Consider the following 21,160-nt stretch of genomic DNA (forward strand, 5'->3'; position numbering starts at 1 on the left):
AACAGCCCCTCGCCAGCACTGGGTTCTAGATAGCGGACGTGCAAATCATCGGGGTGAAGCCAATCCGGTTCATCACTCATTCGGGCTCATCCCTAGGTGTCTGCAGCTGCTTGGCCGCCCGCTTGCCGAACAGCCAGAAGCGGCGCCTCGGTAGCTTCTTTCGGGGCGGTCCCTCAAAGGCATGCTCAAACCTGATGACGTGCATGAAGAGCCGGTGCCACCAGCGAATGTCATAGTTGTACTCGTCGGACCGAGACAATGCCCGCGCCGTCCGATTGTAGCAATCTGCCTGGAGCGCCCGCATCTCAATAACGCACTCGCCTTCGATAGCGAACGTCCGCTTCGTCCAATCCGCTACCACCGGTATGGTCACAGCATCGGCCATCTTGATTTCGTGGAGGATGTTCATCCAGCGAGACAACCATTCCTTGTGGCGGATGGCGCAGGCCTGTGGCGAATAGACGATGCGGATGATGCCGATACCGGTCACCAGGACGGCAAGCAGCTTGGCGAGCAACGTTCCTGGCCCGAAGAGGCTGACGAAGGCCCCGGCACCGCCTGCGAGTGTCATTAGGTTGAGGAGATTGTTGGTGGCCTCGAGGAATGCTGCTCGTCGTCGATGGTAGCGAATCGACATTTCCACCGCGAATCTCAACTCATCGGCTTGATCCTGTAAGCTTTCCGTCACGTCCGACGATCATCCTCTTTATCGAGCGGAACAGGGCGATCGAACGAAATCAACTGGTGCCTACCTGCCCGGCGCGGTCGCTGATGCCGATCGCCGGCCTCGCGCCCGATACGCTAGACACCGGCGCTGCTGTCTTTAACGTCGCTCAGCCATCGCGCTTTCCTTTTGGCTTTGGCGGGACCGGCCGATCCATGGACACAAAGGTGCCGGCGCCAGGCTTTATACGTCGCAACTGGGTCGTGCCTCGGTCCTTCTTTTCGAGGGGGCCCTGAGCAGGGCCGTCACTTGAGTTCGACTTTTTCTCGCCGTCGCTCATTCGCAGGTCCTCCTCGTCACTTCTTTTTTTTGGGGGGAAGGGGGCGGTCGCTCGATACGCTGGTGAACTTGTCAGTTTTCGCGACACGTCTGGCGAGGGTAACGGTGCCGCGAACGACCGAGGCCGCAGTCCGCTTTCGCCCACTCTTCTTTTTGACACCCAAGGGCGTCTTCGGCTTGTCGCCTGCCATTGAAACCTCCGCGGATCACCATTCCAGCACGCCGTGCGACCTGAGTCGAGAGGCGAACGGGCCCGCAGTTCGCGGCGCCTTCCAATGCCGCGCCATTGCGGACCAGCGGCCGGCTGCATATCGTCCGCCCCGACCTTGCCGAAAAATGTGCAGGCGCGAGGTCGAGTGGAGAGGACGAGAATGGCCGCGAAGATTGATCTGCAAAATGTCGAGCTCGCGTCCGAGCCGTTCGACGAACAAGCCTTTCGCGCCGGGATAAGGGCGATCCTTCCGGCGATCGCCGCGCGGGCCGCCGATACCGAGCGCAACCGCCGGGTTCCGGACGAGTCGATCGCCGAGCTGCGCCAGGCCGGCTTGTTCAAGCTCACCCAGCCGCTCGAATATGGCGGCTACGAGCAGGATTTCGATCTGCTCAACGAGCTGATCATGGAGATCAGCGCGGCTTGCGCCTCGACCGGCTGGGTGTGCGGCGTCCTGACTTGTCACCAGTGGATGCTCGCGACCTGCGAAGCGCAGGCGCAGCAGGACATATGGGGCAGCGATCCCGAGGCCTTGCTCTGCGGCTCCTACGCCCCGGCCGCGACCGCGCAAGTGGTCGAGGGGGGATATCGTCTCACCGGCCGCTGGTCGTTCGCGAGCGGATGCGACAATGCGCAATGGGCGTTCTGCGCGGCGATCATGCCGCAAGGGGAGGGAAGGGCGCCGCGCGCGGGCTTTCTGCTCGTGCCCCAATCCGACTATCGGATCGACGACGATTGGCATGTGATCGGCCTGGCCGGCACCGGCAGCAAGACGCTCGTCCTCGACGATGTCTTCGTCCCGGCGCACAGGGTGCTGTTCTTCGACGAAGCGACGGCGGGGCGAACGCCCGGCGCGCGCCATTACCGCCGCAACCCGATCTACACGATCCCGATGCTGCCCAACGTATCGAGCTGCATCGTCTCGCCGGCCATCGGCGCGGCGCAGGGCGCGCTCGACCATTATGTCGCGATGGTGGGAACCCGGACGACCCGCGGCGCGGTGGCCGGCGGCGCGAGCAAGATGGCGGAATTCCCGACCATCCAGATCCGCGTTGCCGAGGCGGCCGCATCGGTCGACGCGGCGCGCGAGATCCTGCTGCGCGATCTGCGGCGGCGCGCGGCAATCGCCCGCACCGGCCGGCTCGCGACCGTCGAGGAGCGTATCGAAAGCCGCCGCGGCCAGGCATTCGCGGTCAAGCTTTCGCTTGCCGCCATCGAGGCGCTGAATTCCAGCACCGGCGGAAGGGGGCTCAACGTCGACAACCCGATCCAGCGCGCCTGGCGCGACGTCAATGCCGTCGGTCGGCATTTCAGCTTCAACTGGGATGCGGTCGGCTCGATGTACGGTCAGATGGTCCTCGGGCTCGAGCTCAGGGGCCAATATTGATGCGTCCTGGCTGATCGCAGTGCCTGCAGCTATTTGCGGGCGGCCGTGATCGCCTCGAGCACGACCCGGCGGGCTTCGTCGGCATCGCCCCAATGGCTGATCCGGACCCATTTCTCGGGCTCCAGATCCTTGTAGTGGGTGAAGAAATGCTCGACCTGCTGCATCACGATCTCGGGCAGGTCGCCGCGCTGGCCGACGCCGGCATAATAAGGGAATGTGGTGTCGACCGGCACGGTGATCAATTTCTCATCGCCGCCGGCCTCGTCTTCGAGGAAGAGCACCGCGATCGGCCGCGCGCGCACCACCGAGCCGGGAATGAACGGGGTCCGGCTGATCACCAGCGCATCGAGCGGATCGCCGTCGGGTGACAGCGTATGCGGGATGAAGCCGTAATTGGCCGGATAGCGCATCGGCGTGTGCAGGATGCGGTCGACGAACAGCGCACCCGAGAGTTTGTCGAATTCATATTTCACCGGCTCGCCGCCAAGCGGAACCTCGATAATCACGTTCAAATTGTCCGGCGGGGACTTCCCGGTCGGAATCAGGTCGATGTTCATGCAGATGCCTTGTTGAAAGCGGTATGTTGGATGCGGAATCGCTCGATGAAGTCCGGACGGTCCGTTGATTTGAACCGTCGTGGCGACGCGCCCTTAGGGAAGCGGCGGGCGTTCGCAAAGTGCGAAACGAGCAGCAATGACCGGTGATCGCGCCGGCGCCGATCCTTGTGCTCGGGTATCGCCGCTGCTTGCGTGCGCGGACAATCGCCTCAGCGCGCGTTCCGTTGCGGGACAGCGTGTATTGCGAGGCCCTCACCGGGCTTGGCAGCAGGGTAAATAAACTCTTAACTGTGAGGCATGAGTCGCCTCTCGCCCCTGATCACCCGCCGGGTCGGCCCGCACGCCGCGGCGACGCGGGACGACGCCGCTTTCGAGCAGGTGAAGGATTTTCCGGCCTATCTCGAGGACGTCAAATTGTTCGCGATCGGGTGGCTCGGCGGGCTCGTCTTCTTCGGCACCTTCATCGGCTGAAGCGCGCCGGCGGTGCCGAGGCGCGCGGCTTTTTAAAGACCGGTCAATCGCAGGCGAGATGGAGCTTCCAGGCGAGCCAGGCGGCGCCGAGGCTCGAGACCGCCACCAGCAGCAAGGTCTCGGCGACCGACAGGCCGGCCTGGACCATCGCTGAGAACAGGATCGCAGCCAGCACCATCCCGCCCGAATTGACGATATTGTTCGCCGCGACCGTGCGCGCGGTCTTGGAGATGTGCACCGTCGTCGTCAGAAAGGCATAGAGCGGGACGACGAACATGCCGCCGGCGATCGCCACTCCGAACAGGTCGAACATCACCCATTCGGCGCGCGGCAGCTTCACGAACGTCCAGAAGTCCATCAGCGTCCCTTGCGGGACGGGCCAATGCTTCACGTTCCAATAGAGGTGAAGGATGAACAGCCCCATTCCGATCGAGGCCGCCGGCGAATAGCGTGCCGACACCCGCCCGGCGAGCAGTCGGTTGATCAGCACCGAACCCAATGCGACGCCAACCGAGAAGATCGCCAGGAAGAGCGTCGCGACCTGCTCGTTGGCGGCGAACACGTTCTTGACCAGAGGCGGGAACAAGGCGGCGAGCACCGCGCCTTGCGCCCAGAAGAAGCTGATCGCGATGATCGCGAGGAACAGCCGCGGGATGTGGAGGGTGTCGGAGACCAAAGTGATCGACGAGCGGATGATGTGCCAATCCATCTTGGGGAGCGGGACGTCGGTCTCCGGCGGGGCAGGGGGCACCTGGCCGCCGGCGAGCCGGCCCGCTCCGGCGACGAGCAGTACCGCTCCGGCCGCGGCCACGCTCGAGATCAGCCCGCCGGTGATCGTCCCGAGCAGGATCGCGCAATAGGTGCCGGCCTCGACCAGCCCGGTGCCGCCGAGCACCTCGTCCTTGCGCAGATGCTGCGGCAGGATCGCATATTTGATCGGGCCGAAGAAGGTCGAGTGGACGCCCATCGCGAACAAAGCGAGCAGCATCAGTGGGATCGACTGGAGCAGCAGGCCGGCCGCCCCGGCGACCATGATGATGATCTCGGCCGTCTTGACGATGCGGATGATCCGGGCCTTGTCGGTCGAATCCGCAAGCTGGCCCGCGAGCGCGGAAAAGAGGAAGAAGGGGAGGATGAAGATCGCGCCGGCGAGCGCGGTGAACGAGGCTTCCTTCGCCGGATCCGAATAGATGTGATAGGTGACCAGGATCACCATCGCCATGCGGAACAGATTGTCGTTGAAGGCGCCCAGGAACTGGGTGATGAACAGCGGCAGGAACCGCCGCTTGCCGAGAAGCCTGATCGAGGGAGTCATCGAGCGGTGCAATGCCTCGGCGCGGTCATTGCGCCACTCATGTCGGAGCCGGGCCGATCGCACAAGCCCCAACCGCCGGCCGGGATGCCGGTCTTCCCACGCCCGAACGAGTGCCGGGCGTATCCCGGCCGCTGCGTGATTCCACGGCGCGTGGAAATCGGCTAGGCACGCGCTGATGCTGACCTTGCCGAACATATTGACGCTGTCGCGGATCTTCGCGGTCCCGATCCTCGTGGCCTTGCTGTGGCCGGTCGGCGGCTGGTTCGATTATGCGCTCGCGTTCGCGCTTTACTGCCTGATGGGCATCACCGATTATTTCGACGGCTATCTCGCCCGCGCCAAGGGCACCGTGTCGCGCCTCGGCGTGTTCCTCGATCCGATCGCCGACAAGATCATGATCGCGGCGGTGATCGTCATGCTGGTCTTCATCAAGGCGATCGACAGCTACCACATCGTCGCCGCGCTGATCATCCTGCTGCGCGAGATCACCGTTTCGGGGCTGCGCGAATTTCTCGCCCAGCTCCAGGTCTCGATGCCGGTCAGCACGCTCGCCAAATGGAAGACGACCTTCCAGCTCGTCGCGCTTGGCGCGCTGATCCTGGGAGGTGCGACGCCGCAATGGCCGTGGGTGCACGACGTCGGCATCGTGAGCCTCTGGGCGGCGGCTCTGCTCACCCTGATCACCGGCTGGGATTATCTGAGGGTCGGCATCCGCCACATGGACGCGAGCTGAGGCGGGCTGCTGCTCGCGGCCTGCGGATCAGACGCCCAACCAGTCAGACAATCGAGCGGATTGCCTCGGCGAGCAGGTTGAATTCCTTCTCGCGCGGGCTGTTCTTGCGCCAGATCAGCGCGATCCGGCGCGACGGGTGCTCGGCGTCGAGCGGCCGCGCGATCACGCCGGTGCCCTCGAGGATGCCGGCCTTGATCGCCATATCGGGCACCATCGTCGTGCCAAGGCCATTGTCGACCATCTGCACCAAAGTGTGCAGCGAGGTGCCCATCATCGCAGCCTCGGCGCGCAGCTCGGGCCGGTTGCAGGCGGCAAGGGCGTGGTCCTTCAGGCAATGGCCGTCCTCGAGCAGCAGCAATTTGGTCTCGTCGATCGCCGATGGCTGCACCTCGGGCGGCGGGTCGGGCGTGCCCGGCGGGAAGGCGACGAACAGACGGTCCTCGAACAATTCGGCGCTGTCGATCTCGCCGCAGCCATAGGGGAGCGCCAGCAGCACGCAATCGGCCTGGCCGCGGTGGAGCGAATCGCATGCCGCCTGGCTGGTCTCCTCCCGCAAATATAATTTGAGGTCCGGCCATTGCTTCCTGAGCTGCGGCAGCAGGCTCGGCAGCAGGAACGGCGCGATCGTCGGAATCACGCCCATCCGCAGCTCGCCGGACAGCGGCTTGCCGGCCGCGCGCGCCATGTCGGTCAGCTCCTCGGCTTCGTGCAGGATGCGCTGCGCCTTGTCCGCGATGCGATTGCCAAGCGGCGTGAAGCGCACCACCCGGCGGGTTCGCTCGACCAGGGTCACGCCGATCAGGGATTCGAGCTCGCGTATGCCCGCCGACAGGGTCGATTGGGTGACGAAACAGGCATCGGCGGCGCGGCCGAAATGGCCGTTGGTGCGCAAGGCGACCAGATATTGGAGCTGCTTGAGGGTGGGCAGGTAGGTCGACATCACGAACCCGCCCGCGCAGCCGTCGCGGCGCGCGAAAGGCCCGGCTCCGGCATTGCGATGGAAAGGCTACTCATCGGTTCTTTCGATCATTGGATGCAATCTAATCAATTGGATCGCTGAGCGCCACTCCCCATATCAGGCCCCTCGCGCTCATCCGAGCTCGAGCTTAATCAAACAGGAGAAAATTTAGATGCTCACCGTTGGTGACAAATTCCCCGCGATCACCGTGCCCGTTCAGCAGGGCGGCGAGCTGCCTGCCGGCGAGACGCTCGATCTCGCCGAGACCAATGGCAAGTGGAAGATCGTCTTCTACTGGCCGAAGGATTTCACCTTCGTCTGCCCGACCGAGATCATCGGCTACGGCGACCTCAAGGATGATTTCGACGATCGCGATGCGGTGCTGATCGGCGCATCGACCGACACCGACTTCGTCCATTATGCATGGCGCAAGTCCGACGAGCGGCTTGCCGCGGCTGACTTCCCGTGGATCGCCGACAACAAGAAGGAGCTCGCCAACGCGCTCGGCATCGTCGCTCCCGATGCGGGTGTCGCCTATCGCGCCACCTTCGTCGTCGACCCCGACAATGTGATCCAGCATGTCACGGTCAATGGCCTCAACGTGGGCCGCAATCCGCAGGAGACGCTGCGCATCCTCGACGCGCTGCAGACCGACGAATTGTGCCCGTGCAACTGGACGCAGGGTGAAGAGGTCCTGAGGCCGGCCGCCTAAGGGCGCCCCCCTCGCTCTGGCCACGGCCCGGACCTCTTGGGGGCGCGGGGAAGCAATTCCCCGCGCCCCCTTATTTTGCCTTAATGCCATCTCGAAGGAGACGACTCATGTCGCTGAAGGAATTTACCGACACCTTGCCCGATTATGCCAAGGATCTGCGGCTCAACATCTCGTCATTGCTCAACGACCAGACCCTGGGCGACCAGCGCAAATACGGGCTGCTGCTCGCCTGCGCGCACGGCACCGGCTATCGCCCGATCGTCGCGGCCGCCGAGGCGGAGGCCGAGGGCAAGCTTTCGCCCGAAGCCGCCAACGCGGCGCGCGCCGCTGCCGCGATCATGGCGATGAACAATGTCTATTATCGCTTCGTCCACCTCGCCTCGAACCCCGAATATGGCACGATGCCGGCGCGCCTGCGCATGAACGTGATCGGCGCGCCGGGCATCGAAAAGGATGATTTCGAGCTGTTCAGCCTCGCGGTCAGCGCGATGAACGGCTGCGGCATGTGCATCGACAGCCATGAACGGGTGCTCCAGCAGCATGGTGTCAAGGCCGAGACGATCCAGGCCGCGGCGCGGATCGGAGCCGTCGTCAAGGCGGTCGCGACCGTCCACGCGACGCTCTGAAGCTGCCGTATAGGTTCGGAGCGCCAGCTCTGCTCGCGACGAGAGGGCAGCGCTCCGCGCCGCCCGGCTCTTGCTTATAGCCGGGCCCTGTGCTGGAAATCCGCACGGGGCGGGACTATCTCAGCCCGGTTGGAAGCAGGATGTCGCTTATGCTGTCGGGTCTCGTCACCTATCTGGACTCGGTCAAGGCTCGGGATCCCGCCGCCCGCTCGCGGTGGGAAATATTGCTCTACCCCGGTGTGTGGGCTTTGGTCTTCCACCGCCTCGCGCATTGGCTGTTCAGGGGGGAGCTCTATTTCCTGGCGCGCGTGATCAACCATCTCGCGCGCTTCCTGACCGCGATCGACATCCACCCTGGAGCGGTGATCGGGCGCAACTTCTTCATCGATCACGGCTTCACGGTGATCGGCGAAAGCGCTGAGATCGGAGATGACGTCACCATCTATCAGAGCGTCACCTTGGGCGGCACCAATCCCGCCAACGGCATTCCCGGCAAGCGCCATCCGACGATCGGCGACGGGGTGATCATCGGCTCGGGCGCACAGGTGCTCGGCCCGATCACGGTCGGCGCCCGCTCGCGGATCGGCGCCAATGCCGTTGTCACCCGCGACGTGCCCGAAGGCGCGACGATGATCGGTATTCCGGCGCGCTCGACCCTGGTCGACGCCGAGCAATATCAGAAGGATTTCGTGCCCTACGGCACCCCGTGCGACGAGACGTTCGACGCCGGCACCCAGAAGCTCGAAAGCCTGCGCAATGAGGTCGAGGAGCTGCGCCGGCGCCTGGCCGATCTGATCGCCGAAAAAGACAATCGAAAGCGCGACCGCGCCTGATGGGAACCGTCACCCCATTTCCAAACCTACCGGCTTCGCCTTCACAGCAGGTCGGCTTCGCCCGCGCCGAGCTCAGCCGCATCGTCGATCTCTACGGCCGCATGGTCGCCGCCGGCCTGTGGAAGGATTATGCGATCCACTTCGGCAGGGAAGCGGCTTCGTTCGCGGCGTTTCGCCGCGCCGCCGAGCGGCCCGAATATCGCATCGAGAAGCGCCCCGCGCTGCATGGGCGGCAGGGTATGTGGGCACTGATCGGCGAGCATGGTGCCGTGCTCAAGCGCGGCCATGAGCTTGGCCCGGTGCTCGCACCGGTCGAGCGCCGATTGTTGAAGGTGGTCGACGGCTGATCTTTGCCGGGCGTCGTATTTCAGACGCTGGCGGGAGCGCTCGCCAGGCAAGCGCTCCCGCATCTATATCTTATATCTGCGTAGCCCGCGCTTTACCTGCGGGCGCGTGCACGGCGGACGCCGCGCTCGTAGGTCTGGATGCAGGCATCGGTCACCGTCTTGGAGCAAGGCGGATATTCGGTTGCCGCAGGCTTCGGCGCGAACGGTGCGGCCTGGTTGGTCGGGACGACCACGGCGCCCGGGGGAACCGCGACGGGCTGGTTGGTGCCCGGCGGCGGCATTGCCACGCCCGATGGATCGGTGCCCTGCTGGGTGATGCCGTCGCCGCTCGTGCCGGTCTGCGGGCTCGCCGCTGCATCGTCGCTGGTGTCGGCGGGACTGACTGCGGTGTCGCTCGCCGTGTCCGTGTCGGTCTGCGCCATCGCCAGGCTGCTGGCTGCCAAGCCGCTGAACGAAAGCGCGGCTGCTAACAAGATGGTCCTCATCATAACGTCTCCTTACTTTTGCCCCCGACTAGGCGCCCGCGACGCGTGCGCGGGTGGTAAACGAGGTGTTGCGCCGATTTGTTCAATCGATGCGGGGCCGAAAGGTTTCGCCGGCGATGCGCTCCGCCACGGTGCCTCGACCCGGCAGGAAGCGTCTCTTAGTGGGAATGGCGCTGCCTCCAACTTCTCGCCTTCGCCTCCTTTTACGTTTATGAAAGCATGAACGATTATGCGGGTGGCTGATGAGCGATCTCGAGGACCAAAAGCCGGTTGAGCAATCGCCGGAGCCGAGCAGGCGTTTCGTGCTGGCGCTCGGCGCCGCCGCCGCGTCGACCGTCGTCACCATCCGACCCGCGCTCGCCCAGACCGCCGGCTCGGTGCTCAACTGCCAGATCCCGGTGCCCGCGCCGCAGGCCGCAGGCTCCTACATCGATGCCAACGGCCACATCGTGGCACCCGGCACGCCCGGTGCTTTCCCGCCCGCGCCGCGCCCGCTGACCGGCGAGGAAGTCAAAGTGATGCTCCAGGGCGGACCTTCGCCGGCCGGCATCGATTCCCAGTCGGCACAGGCCTACGCCAATTATATCCGGCGTCTGCAGGCGGGGATGAGCGGATTTACCTGCTACGCCTCGCTGCAGATGCCGCGTTGACCCGGGCCGGCATGGCCGGTCCTCGTTTCACTGCCGATCCGCCGGATACGATGCGGACCGTCGAGCTCGACGGGCTCACCGCCTTGTTCCATGTCCCTTCGGGCACCACCCACATCCTCGCTCCGCCAGCGCCGCAGATCCTCGCCGCGCTCGCCGACGGACCGGCGACCGCACCGACCATCCTGGCGCGGATCAGGCGCGCCTTCGACGTCGAGAGCCCACAGGCAACCGGCGGGGAGCGCAAGCGCGGTGCGCTCGCCGCGCTTGAAACGCGGATCGCCGAGCTCGAAGCCGCAGGCCTGGTGAGCCGGCTGTGAGGCACCAGGTCCAGCTCCAGATCGGCCCGGTTGCGCTCCGCGTCGGCTCGCAATGGGCGGGGCCGATCAAGGCGCTTACGCGCCTCTACGAAGGCTATCCCCAGCCCCGGGCGCCGTGCGATTTCACCGTCCGGCTCGAGCCCGACAAGCCGTGGCGGCGGTGGGTGCGCCCGTCGGTCGCGGTCGGCGGCGATTACCGGCTTCCGGGCTCGGTGCCGCTCGCGCTGCGCCACGGCTTGCTCGCCGCCGAATTGGGCATGAACCTGCAAATGGCGCTCGGCCACAAGCGCCACCTCCTGCTCCACGCGTCGAGCGTCGAGCGCGATGGCCGCGCGTTGCTGATGACCGGCGAATCGGGCGCCGGCAAATCGACGCTTGCGGCGCTTCTCGGAGAACGTGGTTGGCGGCTGATGGGCGACGAATTCGCCTTGCTCGACCTCGACGATGGCACGCTCCACCCGTTTCCGCGCGCGATCAGCCTCAAGAACGGCTCGATCGCGATGCTCGAAAGCGAGGTCGAGGGACGGCGCCTCGGCCCGCGGCTCGACGGAACGCCCAAAGGCGTCATCCGCCACCTCCGCCCCAATGCAGGCGCGATCGCCGCCATGGCCGAGCCCGCCGCACCGGCTCTGATCCTTTTCCCGCGTTTCGGCGCCGATCTCGTCCCGGCCGTGCGAAACGTCGGCGCAGCCGAGGTCTTCGTCCGGCTGACGCAGGCGTCGACCAATTATGTGACCTTGGGCGAACGCGGCTTCGATGCGCTCACCCGGCTCGTCGTCTCGTCCCCGGCGCGCGCGATCGATTATAATGACACCGTCAATGCGCTGGCTCTGGTCGAGACGCTCTGGGCGGAGCTCCCGCGATGAGCAGCGCCGCGCGGATGGTGGTGCGGGCGCTCCGCAACCCGCTTTCGGCCGAGCGCCTGAGCGAGGAGCAATGGACCGCCTTGCTCACTGCCGCGCGCGCCGAATCCTTGCTCGGCGGCCTTGGCCACCGGCTCAGCGACCTGAACCTCCCGGCGAAGGTCTCGCAGATCCTCGCCGACGCGCGGGCAGATGGCGAACGCGCGCGTGTCCAGGCCCTGTGGGAGGCGGAGATGGCGCGCCGCGCGCTTGCGCCGCTCGATGTTCCCGTCGTCCTGCTCAAGGGTACGGCCTATGCCGCGGCCGGTCTTGGCGCGGGGGTGGGGCGGTCGATCGGCGATCTCGATATCCTCGTGCCGCGCGACCGTCTCGCCGCGGTCCAGCAGGCGCTGCTCTCGGCCGGCTGGGAGTGGGTCAAGGAGGATGCCTATGACGACCTCTACTACCGGCGCTGGATGCACGAGCTCCCGCCGCTGATCCACAAGGACCGCGATCGGATGATCGACGTCCACCACACCATCCTGCCGCTGACCGCACGGCCCACCCCCGACGCAGCGGCGATGATCGCCGACAGCGTCGCGCTCGGCGAAGGCCTCCGCGGCAGTGGCTCGCTCGACCAGGGACTTCGAATCCTCGCGCCGGCCGACATGGTGATTCACGCCGCCGCGCATCTGTTCGCCGACGGCGATCTCGCCGGCGGGCTGCGCAACCTGTGGGATATCGATCGTCTGCTGCGCGAATTTGGCGAGCGCCGCCATTTCTGGCGCGACCTGGCCTGGCGCGCGCGCCGCCACCAGCTGCGTGCGCCGGTGGCGCGGGCGTTGCGCCTCGCCGCGTCACTCTATGCGACGCCGGTGGACGAGGCTTGCGCCGGTCGCCGCCGCTGGAGTGATGGCCTGTTCGAGCGCCGCCTGCTGGCGCGAAGCGGGTGGGGGAGCGAGACGAGCCCCGCGTTGCGGCTCGGCTTCTACATTCGGTCGCACACGCTGAGGATGCCGCTGCCGATGCTCGCCAGGCATTTGTGGATCAAGGCGCGCCAGTCATAGAAGCAAGCGCCGGCAGCAGCTCGTCGTAATGATCGATCACCCGAGCGGCGCCGAGCGCGTGCGCCGGTCGATCGGAAAAACCAAAGCTCACCGCCACCAGCGGAACCCCGGCGGCGCGCGCGGTGTCGGCGTCGGTGATCGAATCGCCGACGAACGCCGCCCGCCCGCCGCCCGCGCGCGCCACCGCCTCGAGCAGCGGAGCGGGATCGGGCTTTTTGACCGGCAATGTGTCGGCCGCGACGATCGCTGCGAACCTGTCCGACCAACCGAGCGCATCGACCAATCGCAGGGTCATCGCCTCGGGCTTGTTGGTGCAGATCGCAAGGCCGATCCCCCGCGCCGCGAGATCGTCGAGCGCGCGCGCAACGCCCTCATAGGGCCGGGTGCCATCGCAGATGTGCGCAGCATAATGTTCGAGGAACATCGGATAGCCTTGCTCGACGAGGGTTTCCGCGGCCTCGCCGGTCGCCGCCAATCCCTTGCGGAGCAGCGCGCGTGCACCGTGGCCGACCAGATGGCGCACGTCCTGCTCGTCGATCGCATCCCTGCCGAAGCGGGCGAGGACGTGGTTGAGCGACGCGGCGAGGTCCGGCGCCGTGTCGGCCAACGTACCGTCGAGATCGAAGGCTATGACATTGAAATCGATGTTGCTCATCGCGCCGAGGCTTTGGGTGCCTGCTATGGAAATGGCAAGATTTCCGTGCGATGGCGGCGCGGACGCTCGGGGAAATTGATGACGCCGCCAACACCATTTGCTGCCGTGATCCTTGCCGCGGGCATGGGAACGCGGATGAAGTCGGATCTGCACAAGGTGCTGCACCCGGTCGCGGGCCGCCCGATGATCGAGCATCTGCTGGCGTCGGTCGAGCGGCTTTCCCCGGCCAAGGTGGCGGTGGTCGTCGGCAGCGGCCGCGAGCAGCTCGAGCCGCTGGTGGAGGCGCACGCCGGCACATTGGTCGTGCAGGAACCGCAGCTCGGCACCGGCCACGCGGTGCAGCAGGCGCAGCAGGCGCTGAACGGGTTCGCCGGCGACGTCCTCATTCTCTACGGCGACACCCCATTGGTCGGCGCCGAGACGATGGCGCGGATGCTGACGCGTCTTCACGAGCCGGACGAGCCGGCGATCGTCGTGCTTGCCTCGCGCCCCGCCGATCCACGCGCCTACGGTAGGGTCATCGCCGATGCCGACGGCACGATCGCCAAGATGGTCGAATTTAAGGATGCGAACGCCGAAGAGCGTGGCTGCGCCTTGTGCAATTCGGGCCTGATGGCGGTGCGCGCCGCCGACCTGTTCGGCCTGCTCGGCCGTATCGGCAACGACAATGCGGCGCGAGAATATTATCTGCCCGATATCGTCATGCTCGCGGCACGCGACGGCCGGCGCTCGGTCGTCGTCGAGACCGACGATTGGGAAGTGGCGGGCGTCAACAGCCGCGGCGAGCTTGCGGCGATCGAAAGCGAATGGCAGCGCCGCCGCCGCGAGCAGGCGATGGTCGACGGCGTCACCCTCGTCGCCCCGGAGACGGTGTGGTTCGCGCACGACACGATGATCGGCCGCGACAGCGTGATCGAGCCGAACGTGATGTTCGGCCCCGGCGTCACGATCGGCGAGCGGGTCCGGATCCGCGCGTTCAGCCATATCGAGGGCGCGCGCGTCGCCGACGGTGCCGAAATCGGCCCTTATGCACGGCTGCGCCCCGGAGCCGAGATCGGCGAGCAGGCCAAGATCGGCAATTTCGTCGAGGTCAAGAAATCGCGCTTCGGGCGCGGTGCCAAGGCCAACCACCTCTCGTACATCGGCGATGCCGAGGTGGGCGCGGGTGCAAACGTCGGGGCCGGAACGATCACATGCAATTATGACGGCTTCCTCAAATATCCTACGAAGATCGGGGAAGGCGCGTTCATCGGCTCGAACAGCGCGCTGGTGGCGCCGGTCGTGATCGGCAAAGGCGCGATCGTCGCGGCCGGATCGGTGGTCACCCGCGACGTAGCCGATGATGCGCTGGCGCTGGCGCGCGGCAGCCAGGTCGAGAAGCCCGGCTGGGCCGCCCGTTTCCGCGAAAAGATGGCCGCCCGCAAGAAGGCGAAATAGGATATCTCGTTGAGCTCGGGTGGCAGGAAGCTAGTCTAATGTGTGGAATTATCGGCATCATCGGCCGCGAGCAGGTTTCGGAACGGCTCATCCAGGGGCTGCGGCGGCTCGAATATCGCGGCTATGATTCGGCCGGCGTCTGCACCGTCGTCGACGGCGCGCTCGAGCGGCGCCGCGCCGAGGGCAAGCTCGAGAACCTCGTTCGCGTGCTCGAGGCTGAGCCGCTCACCGGCACCATCGGCATCGCCCATACACGCTGGGCGACGCACGGCGCGCCGACCGTCGGCAACGCCCATCCGCACATCGTCGACGGCGTGGCGCTGGTCCACAATGGCATCATCGAGAACTTCAGGCCGCTGCGCGAGGAAATGCGCGCTCTTGGCCGCCATTTCGAGAGCGAGACCGATTCCGAGGTCGTTGCGCATCTCGTCGCCAACGAGCTCGGCAAGGGGCTGGGCCCGCAGGAGGCGGTCGCGGCCGTGCTTCCCCGTCTCGAAGGCGCATTCGCGGTCAGCATCATGTTCCGCGACTATCCCGATCTGCTGATCGGCGCGCGGATGGGAGCGCCGCTCACCGTCGGCTACGGCGACCGCGAAACCTATCTTGGCTCGGACGCGCTTGCGCTCGCGCCGCTCACCCAGCGCATCTCCTACCTCGAGGAAGGCGATTGGGCGGTGCTCACGCGCGATGGCGCGACCATCTACGACCGCGCCAACCATGAGGTCGAGCGGCCGGTGATCACCTCGGGCGCGTCGAGCGTGGTGATCGAAAAGGGCAACCACCGCCACTTCATGCAGAAGGAGATCTTCGAGCAGCCGGTGGTCGTCGCGCAGACCTTGCAATCCTATCTGCGGCCGCTCGAGCAGAAGGTCGCGCTGCCGGACATGGAGTTCGATTTCGCCGATGTGCCGCGGATCACGATCGTCGCCTGCGGCACCAGCTTCTACGCCGGAATGGTCGCCAAATATTGGCTCGAGCAGTTCGCGCGGGTGCCGGTCGAGCTCGATATCGCCTCGGAATTCCGCTACCGCGAGCCGGTGCTCGAGGCGGGCGGGATGGCGTTGTTCATCTCGCAGTCGGGCGAGACCGCCGACACGCTCGCCGCGCTGCGCCACGCCCGCGAGCAGGGCCAGAAGATCGCGGTGGTGGTCAACGTGCCGACCAGCTCGATGGCGCGCGAGGCGGACCTTCTGCTCCCGACCCATGCCGGGCCGGAGATCGGCGTGGCCTCGACCAAGGCCTTCACCTGCCAGCTTGCGGTGCTCGCCGCGCTCGCCGCCAAGGTGGCGCGCGACAAGGGCCGGCTGAGCGAGCAGGAGGAGCGCGAGATCGTCGCCCACCTCACCCAGGCACCTGCGGCGATGAACGCGGCGCTGCGTCACGACGCCGAGATCGAAAAGATGGCACCGGTGATCGCCCGGGCCCGCGACGTCCTCTATCTGGGGCGCGGTCCGGATTATCCGATGGCGCTCGAAGGCGCGCTCAAATTGAAGGAAATCAGCTACATCCACGCCGAAGGTTATGCCGCTGGCGAGATGAAGCATGGCCCGATCGCGCTGATCGACGACGACGTGCCGGTGATCGTCATCGCGCCGTCAGGGCCGTTGTTCGAAAAGACCGTCTCCAACATGCAGGAAGTGCAGGCGCGCGGCGGCAAGGTCGTCCTGATCTCGGACGCCGAGGGCTTGGCCGCGGCAGGCGAGGGCGCGATCGCGACGATCGAGATGCCGCGGGTGCATCCTTTGATCGTGCCGCTCGTCTATGCGATCCCGGTCCAGTTGCTGGCCTATCATGTCGCGGTGGTGAAGGGCACGGACGTCGACCAGCCGCGCAATCTGGCGAAGAGCGTCACCGTCGAATAGTGGCTCTCGCCAGCTGCCGGCGCCGGCACTAGCTTAGGTCGCTGTCTCCAGCTGGGTGAAGCGCACCGGCATCACCTGGCGCGACTCGATGTCGCCGTCGGGCTGGCGCGTGATCACGCTGAGCTGCTGGACCTCGTCCTTGGGGCCGAGCGGCAGCACGATCCGGCCGCCAGGCTTGAGCTGGTCGATCAGCGGCCGCGGCGTCTCCCTCGAGGCGGCGGTCACCAATATCCTGTCGAACGGGGCATGCTCGGCCCACCCGCGCGAGCCGTCGCCCACGCGGATCGAAACCCCTCCATAGCCGACGGCCCCGAGGCGAGCGGTCGCTTCGCCGGCGAATTCCTCGACGATCTCGACGCTCCACACCTCGGCGCCAAGCTCCGCGAGCAGCGCCGCCTGATAGCCCAGGCCGGTGCCGATCTCGAGCACCCGATCGCCGGGGCGGACGCCGAGCAGCTCGATCATCAGCGCGCCGATGAACGGCTGCGAGACGGTCTTGTCGAAGCCGAGCGGCAGCGGCGTATCCTGATAGGCGAGGATTGCGAGCTGCGCCGGCACGAACATATGGCGCGGGACCTTGAGCAGCGCGTCGCGAAGCCGCGGATCGAGCCTGCCGGTGCCGATTTCCTGCTCGGCGATATCGAAGTGGATGTCGATCATCTCGACCATGTGCCGTCTGAGGATCGCCAGATGCTCCTCAGTCATGGGCTTCATCGCACTCTCCTCATGCGCGCCAAACGAACGGCATCGGCAAGTGTTGCCCGATTGCCGCCGCGCGCTCCGGCGCGAGCTCGGCGCGTGAACCTTCCGGCAATTCTTACGTAGAGTGATCGCAATGACCAGCCGGGGGACAGCGACATGAGCACGGATCGGCCGGCGGGCGCAACGATGCGGGCCGCGGTCGTGGTCGGGCCGGGGCAAATTCGTCTCGACCGCATCGCCTTGCCGGAGCCCGGCCCGGGCCAGGTGCGCGTGCGACTCGAAGGCTGCGGCGTTTGCGCGTCGAACCTGACGCCGTGGGAAGGGCCCGAGTGGATGAATTTTCCGACCGCTCCGGGTGCGCTCGGCCACGAGGGCTGGGGGACGATCGACGCGGTCGGCGAAGGCGTCGATCAGCTGGCGGTTGGAGACCGGGTCGCGGCGCTCTCGTACAACAGCTACGCCGAATATGATTTGGCGGAAGCCGACGCGGTCGTGCGCCTGCCGGCGTCGCTCGCCTCCGTTGCGTTCCCCGGCGAGCCGCTCGGCTGCGCGATGAACATCTTCCGGCGCAGCGACATCCACGCCGGGCAGACGGTCGCGATCGTCGGCATCGGCTTTCTCGGCGCGATCCTCACCCGGCTTGCGTCACAGGCGGGCGCGCGGGTGATCGCCATCTCGCGCCGTGCCTTCTCGCTCGACGTCGCGCGGCGAATGGGCGCCGCCGAGACGATCGCGATGGATGATCATTATGCGATCATCGAGCAGGTGAAGGCGCTCACCGGCGGCATGTTCTGCGACCGGGTGATCGAGGCGGTCGGCAAGCAATGGCCGCTCGACCTTGCCGGGGAGCTGGTCAAGGAGCGCGGCAAGCTGATCGTCGCCGGCTATCACCAGGATGGTCCGCGCCAGGTCAACATGGGCCTGTGGAACTGGCGCGGGATCGACGTGATCAACGCCCACGAGCGCGACCCGAACGTCTATCGGCAGGGGATCGAGGAGGCGGTCGAGGCGATTGCGTCGGGACGGCTCGATCCGAGCGCGCTCTATACCCATAGCTACCCGCTCGATCGGCTCGACGAGGCGCTCGATGCCACCCGCGATCGCCCCGACGGTTTCCTCAAGGCGCTGATCCAGCTGTGAAGATCGTTCGATGAGCGCACGGCCGGGGGTCGGCTTCCTCGGCGTAGGCTGGATCGGGCGCCACCGCATGGAGGCGATGCTCGCCACCGGCGCGATCGAGGCGGTGGCGATCGCCGATCCTTCGACGGAGAATGCAGCCGAGGCCGCCAAGCTCGCGCCGCAGGCGGGGATCGTCGGCAGCCTCGACGATATGCTCGCGCAGGAGGTCGACGCGGTGGTGATCGCAACCCCCAGCGCATTGCATGCCGAGCAGTCGATCCGCGCGTTCGAAGCCGGCGCCGCGGTCTTCTGCCAGAAACCCTTGGGCCGGAGCGCGGCCGAAGTGCAGGCGGTGGTCGACGCGGCGCGCGCCGCCGACCGGCTGCTGGGGGTCGATCTCTCCTACCGATGCACCGAAGGGATGCGGCTGATCCGCGCTCTCATCCAGGGCGGGGAGCTTGGCGACATCTATGCCGCCGAGCTGATTTTCCACAATGCCTACGGCCCGGACAAGGACTGGTTCTACGATCGCACCCGATCGGGCGGGGGATGCGTGATCGATCTCGGCGTGCATCTCGTCGATCTCGCGCTGTGGGCGCTCGATTTTCCGCAAGTGAGCGACGTCGCGGCGCGATTGCTCGCCGGTGGTGAGCCGCTTCGTGCGGATGATGCCCGGGTCGAAGATTATGCCGCCGCGACGATCAGCCTCGAGACCGGCGCCGCGATCCAGCTCGCCTGCTCATGGCGGCTCCAGGCGGGACGGGAGGCAATCATCTCGGCGGCCTTTTACGGCACCGCGGGCGGAGCGGCGCTGCGCAACATCGGCGGCAGCTTCTACGATTTCACCGCCGAGCGCTATCGCGGGACCAGCACGGAGACCTTGTCGGCACCGCCCGACGCCTGGGGCGGTCGCGCCGCTGCCGAGTGGGCGCTGCGCCTGGCGGCCGACAAAGGCTATGATCCGGCCGCCGACCGCCTCGTCGACGTCGCGCGCGTGCTCGACCTGATCTACGCGCATTAGGCCCGAGCCCAAGGTGGCTGGGAGGATTGGAAGGTGCGGCGCCGCAGCGCCGCACCTTTGCACTTATTCCTCCGGAAGGAAGTCGGGGACCGACAGGTAACGCTCGCCGGTGTCGTAGTTGAAGCCGAGGATGCGCGTGCCGTTCGGCACTTCCTTGAGCTTCTGCGCGATGGCGGCGAGGCTCGCGCCCGAGCTGATCCCGACAAGCACGCCTTCTTCGCGCGCCGCGCGGCGGGCATAGTCCTTGGCGTCGTTCGGATCGACCAGGATCACGCCGTCGATCGAGTCGGTGTGGAGGTTGGCGGGGATGAAACCGGCGCCGATGCCCTGGATCGGGTGCGGGCCGGGCTGGCCGCCCGAGATCACCGGCGACAAGGTCGGCTCGACCGCGAACACCTTGAGGTTCGGCCATTGCTTCTTGAGCACCTCGGCGCAGGCGGTGATGTGGCCGCCGGTGCCGACGCCGGTGATCAGCACGTCGATCGGGCTGTCGCGGAAATCGGCGAGGATCTCCTGCGCGGTGGTGCGGGCATGCACTTCGACGTTCGCCTCATTCTCGAACTGCTGCGGCATCCACGATCCCTCGGTCTGCTCGATCAGCTCGCGCGCCCGCTCGATCGCGCCCTTCATGCCCTTCTCGCGCGCGGTGAGGTCGAAGCTCGCGCCATAAGCCAGCATCAGCCGGCGCCGCTCGAGGCTCATGCTCTCGGGCATCACCAGGATCAATTTATAGCCTTTGACCGCTGCGACCATCGCGAGGCCGATGCCGGTGTTGCCGCTGGTCGGCTCGATGATCGTCCCGCCGGGCTTGAGCGCGCCCTTGCGCTCGGCATCCTCGACCATCGAAAGCGCGATCCGATCCTTGATCGATCCGCCCGGATTGGCGCGCTCGGACTTGATCCAGACCTCGGCGTCGCCGAACAGGCGGTTGACCCGGATATGCGGCGTGTTGCCGATCGTCTCGAGTATGTTAGCAGCCTTCATGCTGGTTTCTCCTTGGTCTTTACTCTAGTTGTTAAGTCGGGATTATCATCGGGCGGTTCGAACGTCCGCGCAAGCCGCAATTCCGGAAACCATCGCATCCATAGCAAAGTCACGGCGATCGCGCCTGCGCCTCCTGCGACGATCGCGGCGACCGGCCCGATCAGCGCGGCGAGGAAGCCCGATTCGGCCTCGCCAAGCTCGTTCGACGCGGAAATGAACAGGCCTGCCACCGAGCCGACCCTGCCGCGCATTTCATCCGGCGTGTAGAGCTGGATCAGTGATTGGCGGACATAGACGGAGAACATGTCGGCCGCGCCGAGCACGGCGAGGCACAGCAAGGACAGCGGCATCACGCGTGACAGCCCGAACCCGATCGTTGCGGCGGGCACGGCGATGAGGGCGGCCGCGCCGAGTGTCGCTTCGAGGAGGGTGATGTGCATGGTAATGCTCCGAAGGTCGGCCCGGACGCTTGGTCCGGGCCGCCGGATTGAGCGGTTACTCGGTCGGGATCGGACCCGGCGCTTCGACCTGTTTCATCAGGTCGTCATTCCATTCGCCCTCGACGACGAAGTGCGCCGTCGCTCCGAGTTCCACGGCCTCGATGAGGTTGTGGTTCACGTAGGCGTACACGCCCGGCTGGAGGAAGGTGTAGAGCGCCGCTCCCGCCGAACCGCCGCGGATGAACCAGGTCTCCAGGTCCTTGGCGGGCGGGTTGGCGAACTTGCCCTCCTCCCAGACATAGTCGCCATGGCCGCCGATCAGGTGTGGACGCGTGTCCCGGTTCGCCTGGCTGTGGACGATCAGCACGGTCTCGCCGACCTTCGACTTAATGGCTTTGTCGCCAGTCAGCGCGCCCTTCGCTCCGT

The 21,160-nt window shown here is 66.3% G+C and carries 24 protein-coding genes and 1 pseudogene; 15 read left to right on the forward strand and 10 right to left on the reverse strand.

What is annotated here, in order from left to right:
* Positions 1 to 76: 76 nt before the first annotated feature.
* Positions 77 to 688, reverse strand: coding sequence for a hypothetical protein (locus tag V6M48_RS04350; RefSeq protein ID WP_332811301.1), 612 nt, complete (start codon positions 686 to 688; stop codon positions 77 to 79).
* 686 nt (positions 689 to 1,374) lie between these two features.
* Between V6M48_RS04350 and V6M48_RS04355 the strand changes: the two genes are divergently transcribed.
* Positions 1,375 to 2,601 (forward strand): acyl-CoA dehydrogenase family protein, encoded by a 1,227-nt coding sequence (locus tag V6M48_RS04355; RefSeq protein ID WP_332811302.1) that lies wholly within the window; start codon positions 1,375 to 1,377, stop codon positions 2,599 to 2,601.
* 29 nt (positions 2,602 to 2,630) lie between these two features.
* Here the strand turns inward: V6M48_RS04355 and ppa are convergent, their stop codons facing one another.
* The gene (ppa, locus tag V6M48_RS04360; RefSeq protein WP_332811303.1) at positions 2,631 to 3,158 is read right to left on the reverse strand and encodes an inorganic diphosphatase; all 528 of its coding nucleotides are present in this window, start codon (positions 3,156 to 3,158) and stop codon (positions 2,631 to 2,633) included.
* Positions 3,159 to 3,455: 297 nt separating this feature from the next.
* Between ppa and V6M48_RS04365 the strand changes: the two genes are divergently transcribed.
* The gene (locus V6M48_RS04365; RefSeq protein ID WP_332811304.1) at positions 3,456 to 3,629 is read left to right on the forward strand and encodes a hypothetical protein; all 174 of its coding nucleotides are present in this window, start codon (positions 3,456 to 3,458) and stop codon (positions 3,627 to 3,629) included.
* Between the two features lie 43 nt (positions 3,630 to 3,672).
* Here the strand turns inward: V6M48_RS04365 and V6M48_RS04370 are convergent, their stop codons facing one another.
* Complete coding sequence (locus V6M48_RS04370; RefSeq protein ID WP_332811305.1) at positions 3,673 to 4,944, reverse strand: MFS transporter; 1,272 nt, start codon at positions 4,942 to 4,944, stop codon at positions 3,673 to 3,675.
* A 175-nt stretch (positions 4,945 to 5,119) separates the two neighbouring features.
* Here V6M48_RS04370 and pgsA point away from each other — a divergent pair, with 175 nt between their 5' ends.
* Positions 5,120 to 5,677, forward strand: coding sequence for a CDP-diacylglycerol--glycerol-3-phosphate 3-phosphatidyltransferase (gene pgsA / locus V6M48_RS04375; RefSeq protein WP_332811306.1), 558 nt, complete (start codon positions 5,120 to 5,122; stop codon positions 5,675 to 5,677).
* A 43-nt stretch (positions 5,678 to 5,720) separates the two neighbouring features.
* Here pgsA and V6M48_RS04380 read toward each other — a convergent pair whose 3' ends face one another.
* On the reverse strand, positions 5,721 to 6,617 hold the full coding sequence (locus V6M48_RS04380) for a hydrogen peroxide-inducible genes activator (RefSeq protein ID WP_332811307.1): 897 nt from the start codon (positions 6,615 to 6,617) through the stop codon (positions 5,721 to 5,723).
* Positions 6,618 to 6,807: 190 nt separating this feature from the next.
* Between V6M48_RS04380 and V6M48_RS04385 the strand changes: the two genes are divergently transcribed.
* The 4 genes from V6M48_RS04385 to V6M48_RS04400 all read left to right on the forward strand — a co-directional run bounded on the left by V6M48_RS04385 (position 6,808) and on the right by V6M48_RS04400 (position 9,153).
* The gene (locus V6M48_RS04385; protein WP_332811308.1) at positions 6,808 to 7,347 is read left to right on the forward strand and encodes a peroxiredoxin; all 540 of its coding nucleotides are present in this window, start codon (positions 6,808 to 6,810) and stop codon (positions 7,345 to 7,347) included.
* Between the two features lie 107 nt (positions 7,348 to 7,454).
* Positions 7,455 to 7,973, forward strand: a complete 519-nt coding sequence (locus V6M48_RS04390) for a carboxymuconolactone decarboxylase family protein (protein WP_332811309.1) — start codon at positions 7,455 to 7,457, stop codon at positions 7,971 to 7,973.
* Positions 7,974 to 8,122: 149 nt separating this feature from the next.
* Complete coding sequence (gene epsC, locus V6M48_RS04395) at positions 8,123 to 8,806, forward strand: serine O-acetyltransferase EpsC (protein WP_332811324.1); 684 nt, start codon at positions 8,123 to 8,125, stop codon at positions 8,804 to 8,806.
* Complete coding sequence (locus V6M48_RS04400) at positions 8,806 to 9,153, forward strand: DUF2794 domain-containing protein (protein WP_332811310.1); 348 nt, start codon at positions 8,806 to 8,808, stop codon at positions 9,151 to 9,153. The genes epsC and V6M48_RS04400 overlap by 1 nt, the downstream gene beginning before the upstream one ends.
* 92 nt (positions 9,154 to 9,245) lie before the next feature.
* Here the strand turns inward: V6M48_RS04400 and V6M48_RS04405 are convergent, their stop codons facing one another.
* The gene (locus tag V6M48_RS04405) at positions 9,246 to 9,641 is read right to left on the reverse strand and encodes a hypothetical protein (protein WP_332811311.1); all 396 of its coding nucleotides are present in this window, start codon (positions 9,639 to 9,641) and stop codon (positions 9,246 to 9,248) included.
* A 239-nt stretch (positions 9,642 to 9,880) separates the two neighbouring features.
* Between V6M48_RS04405 and V6M48_RS04410 the strand changes: the two genes are divergently transcribed.
* Genes V6M48_RS04410 through V6M48_RS04425 form a run of 4 tightly spaced genes read left to right on the forward strand, consistent with a single transcriptional unit; the run spans position 9,881 to position 12,514 of the window.
* On the forward strand, positions 9,881 to 10,288 hold the full coding sequence (locus V6M48_RS04410) for a hypothetical protein (RefSeq protein WP_332811312.1): 408 nt from the start codon (positions 9,881 to 9,883) through the stop codon (positions 10,286 to 10,288).
* An 11-nt stretch (positions 10,289 to 10,299) separates the two neighbouring features.
* Positions 10,300 to 10,605: an HPr-rel-A system PqqD family peptide chaperone gene (locus V6M48_RS04415; protein ID WP_332811313.1), complete on the forward strand. Its 306-nt coding sequence runs from the start codon at positions 10,300 to 10,302 to the stop codon at positions 10,603 to 10,605.
* Positions 10,602 to 11,471, forward strand: a complete 870-nt coding sequence (locus V6M48_RS04420) for an HprK-related kinase A (RefSeq protein ID WP_332811314.1) — start codon at positions 10,602 to 10,604, stop codon at positions 11,469 to 11,471. The genes V6M48_RS04415 and V6M48_RS04420 overlap by 4 nt, the downstream gene beginning before the upstream one ends.
* Positions 11,468 to 12,514: a nucleotidyltransferase domain-containing protein gene (locus V6M48_RS04425; RefSeq protein ID WP_332811315.1), complete on the forward strand. Its 1,047-nt coding sequence runs from the start codon at positions 11,468 to 11,470 to the stop codon at positions 12,512 to 12,514. Before V6M48_RS04420 ends, V6M48_RS04425 begins: the two co-directional genes overlap by 4 nt.
* Here V6M48_RS04425 and gph read toward each other — a convergent pair.
* Positions 12,495 to 13,169, reverse strand: coding sequence for a phosphoglycolate phosphatase (gph, locus tag V6M48_RS04430; protein WP_332811316.1), 675 nt, complete (start codon positions 13,167 to 13,169; stop codon positions 12,495 to 12,497). The genes V6M48_RS04425 and gph overlap by 20 nt on opposite strands.
* A 78-nt stretch (positions 13,170 to 13,247) precedes the next feature.
* Here gph and glmU point away from each other — a divergent pair, with 78 nt between their 5' ends.
* Entirely contained in the window at positions 13,248 to 14,606 is a 1,359-nt protein-coding gene (gene glmU, locus V6M48_RS04435; protein WP_332811317.1) for a bifunctional UDP-N-acetylglucosamine diphosphorylase/glucosamine-1-phosphate N-acetyltransferase GlmU, read from the forward strand.
* Positions 14,607 to 14,644: 38 nt separating this feature from the next.
* Positions 14,645 to 16,468, forward strand: coding sequence for a glutamine--fructose-6-phosphate transaminase (isomerizing) (gene glmS, locus V6M48_RS04440; RefSeq protein WP_332811318.1), 1,824 nt, complete (start codon positions 14,645 to 14,647; stop codon positions 16,466 to 16,468).
* 33 nt (positions 16,469 to 16,501) lie between these two features.
* Here the strand turns inward: glmS and V6M48_RS04445 are convergent, their stop codons facing one another.
* On the reverse strand, positions 16,502 to 17,182 hold the full coding sequence (locus V6M48_RS04445) for a protein-L-isoaspartate(D-aspartate) O-methyltransferase (RefSeq protein WP_332811319.1): 681 nt from the start codon (positions 17,180 to 17,182) through the stop codon (positions 16,502 to 16,504).
* A 144-nt stretch (positions 17,183 to 17,326) separates the two neighbouring features.
* Between V6M48_RS04445 and V6M48_RS04450 the strand changes: the two genes are divergently transcribed.
* Complete coding sequence (locus V6M48_RS04450) at positions 17,327 to 18,310, forward strand: MDR/zinc-dependent alcohol dehydrogenase-like family protein (protein ID WP_332811320.1); 984 nt, start codon at positions 17,327 to 17,329, stop codon at positions 18,308 to 18,310.
* 10 nt (positions 18,311 to 18,320) lie between these two features.
* The gene (locus V6M48_RS04455) at positions 18,321 to 19,310 is read left to right on the forward strand and encodes a Gfo/Idh/MocA family protein (RefSeq protein ID WP_332811321.1); all 990 of its coding nucleotides are present in this window, start codon (positions 18,321 to 18,323) and stop codon (positions 19,308 to 19,310) included.
* 63 nt (positions 19,311 to 19,373) lie between these two features.
* On the opposite strand, the gene cysK is transcribed toward V6M48_RS04455, so the two are convergent.
* The 3 genes and pseudogenes from cysK to V6M48_RS04470 all read right to left on the reverse strand — a co-directional run.
* Positions 19,374 to 20,294, reverse strand: coding sequence for a cysteine synthase A (gene cysK / locus V6M48_RS04460; protein WP_332811322.1), 921 nt, complete (start codon positions 20,292 to 20,294; stop codon positions 19,374 to 19,376).
* Positions 20,291 to 20,698, reverse strand: a pseudogene (locus V6M48_RS04465) (MFS transporter); the annotation flags it as partial. The gene cysK and the pseudogene V6M48_RS04465, both read right to left, overlap by 4 nt.
* Positions 20,699 to 20,789: 91 nt before the next feature.
* Positions 20,790 to 21,160 (reverse strand): hypothetical protein (locus tag V6M48_RS04470; RefSeq protein WP_332811323.1); only part of this gene is annotated, 371 nt, incomplete at its 5' end.

Origin of the sequence: Sphingomonas sp., from assembly GCF_036677245.1 — a bacterium.
GTDB lineage: Bacteria > Pseudomonadota > Alphaproteobacteria > Sphingomonadales > Sphingomonadaceae > Allosphingosinicella.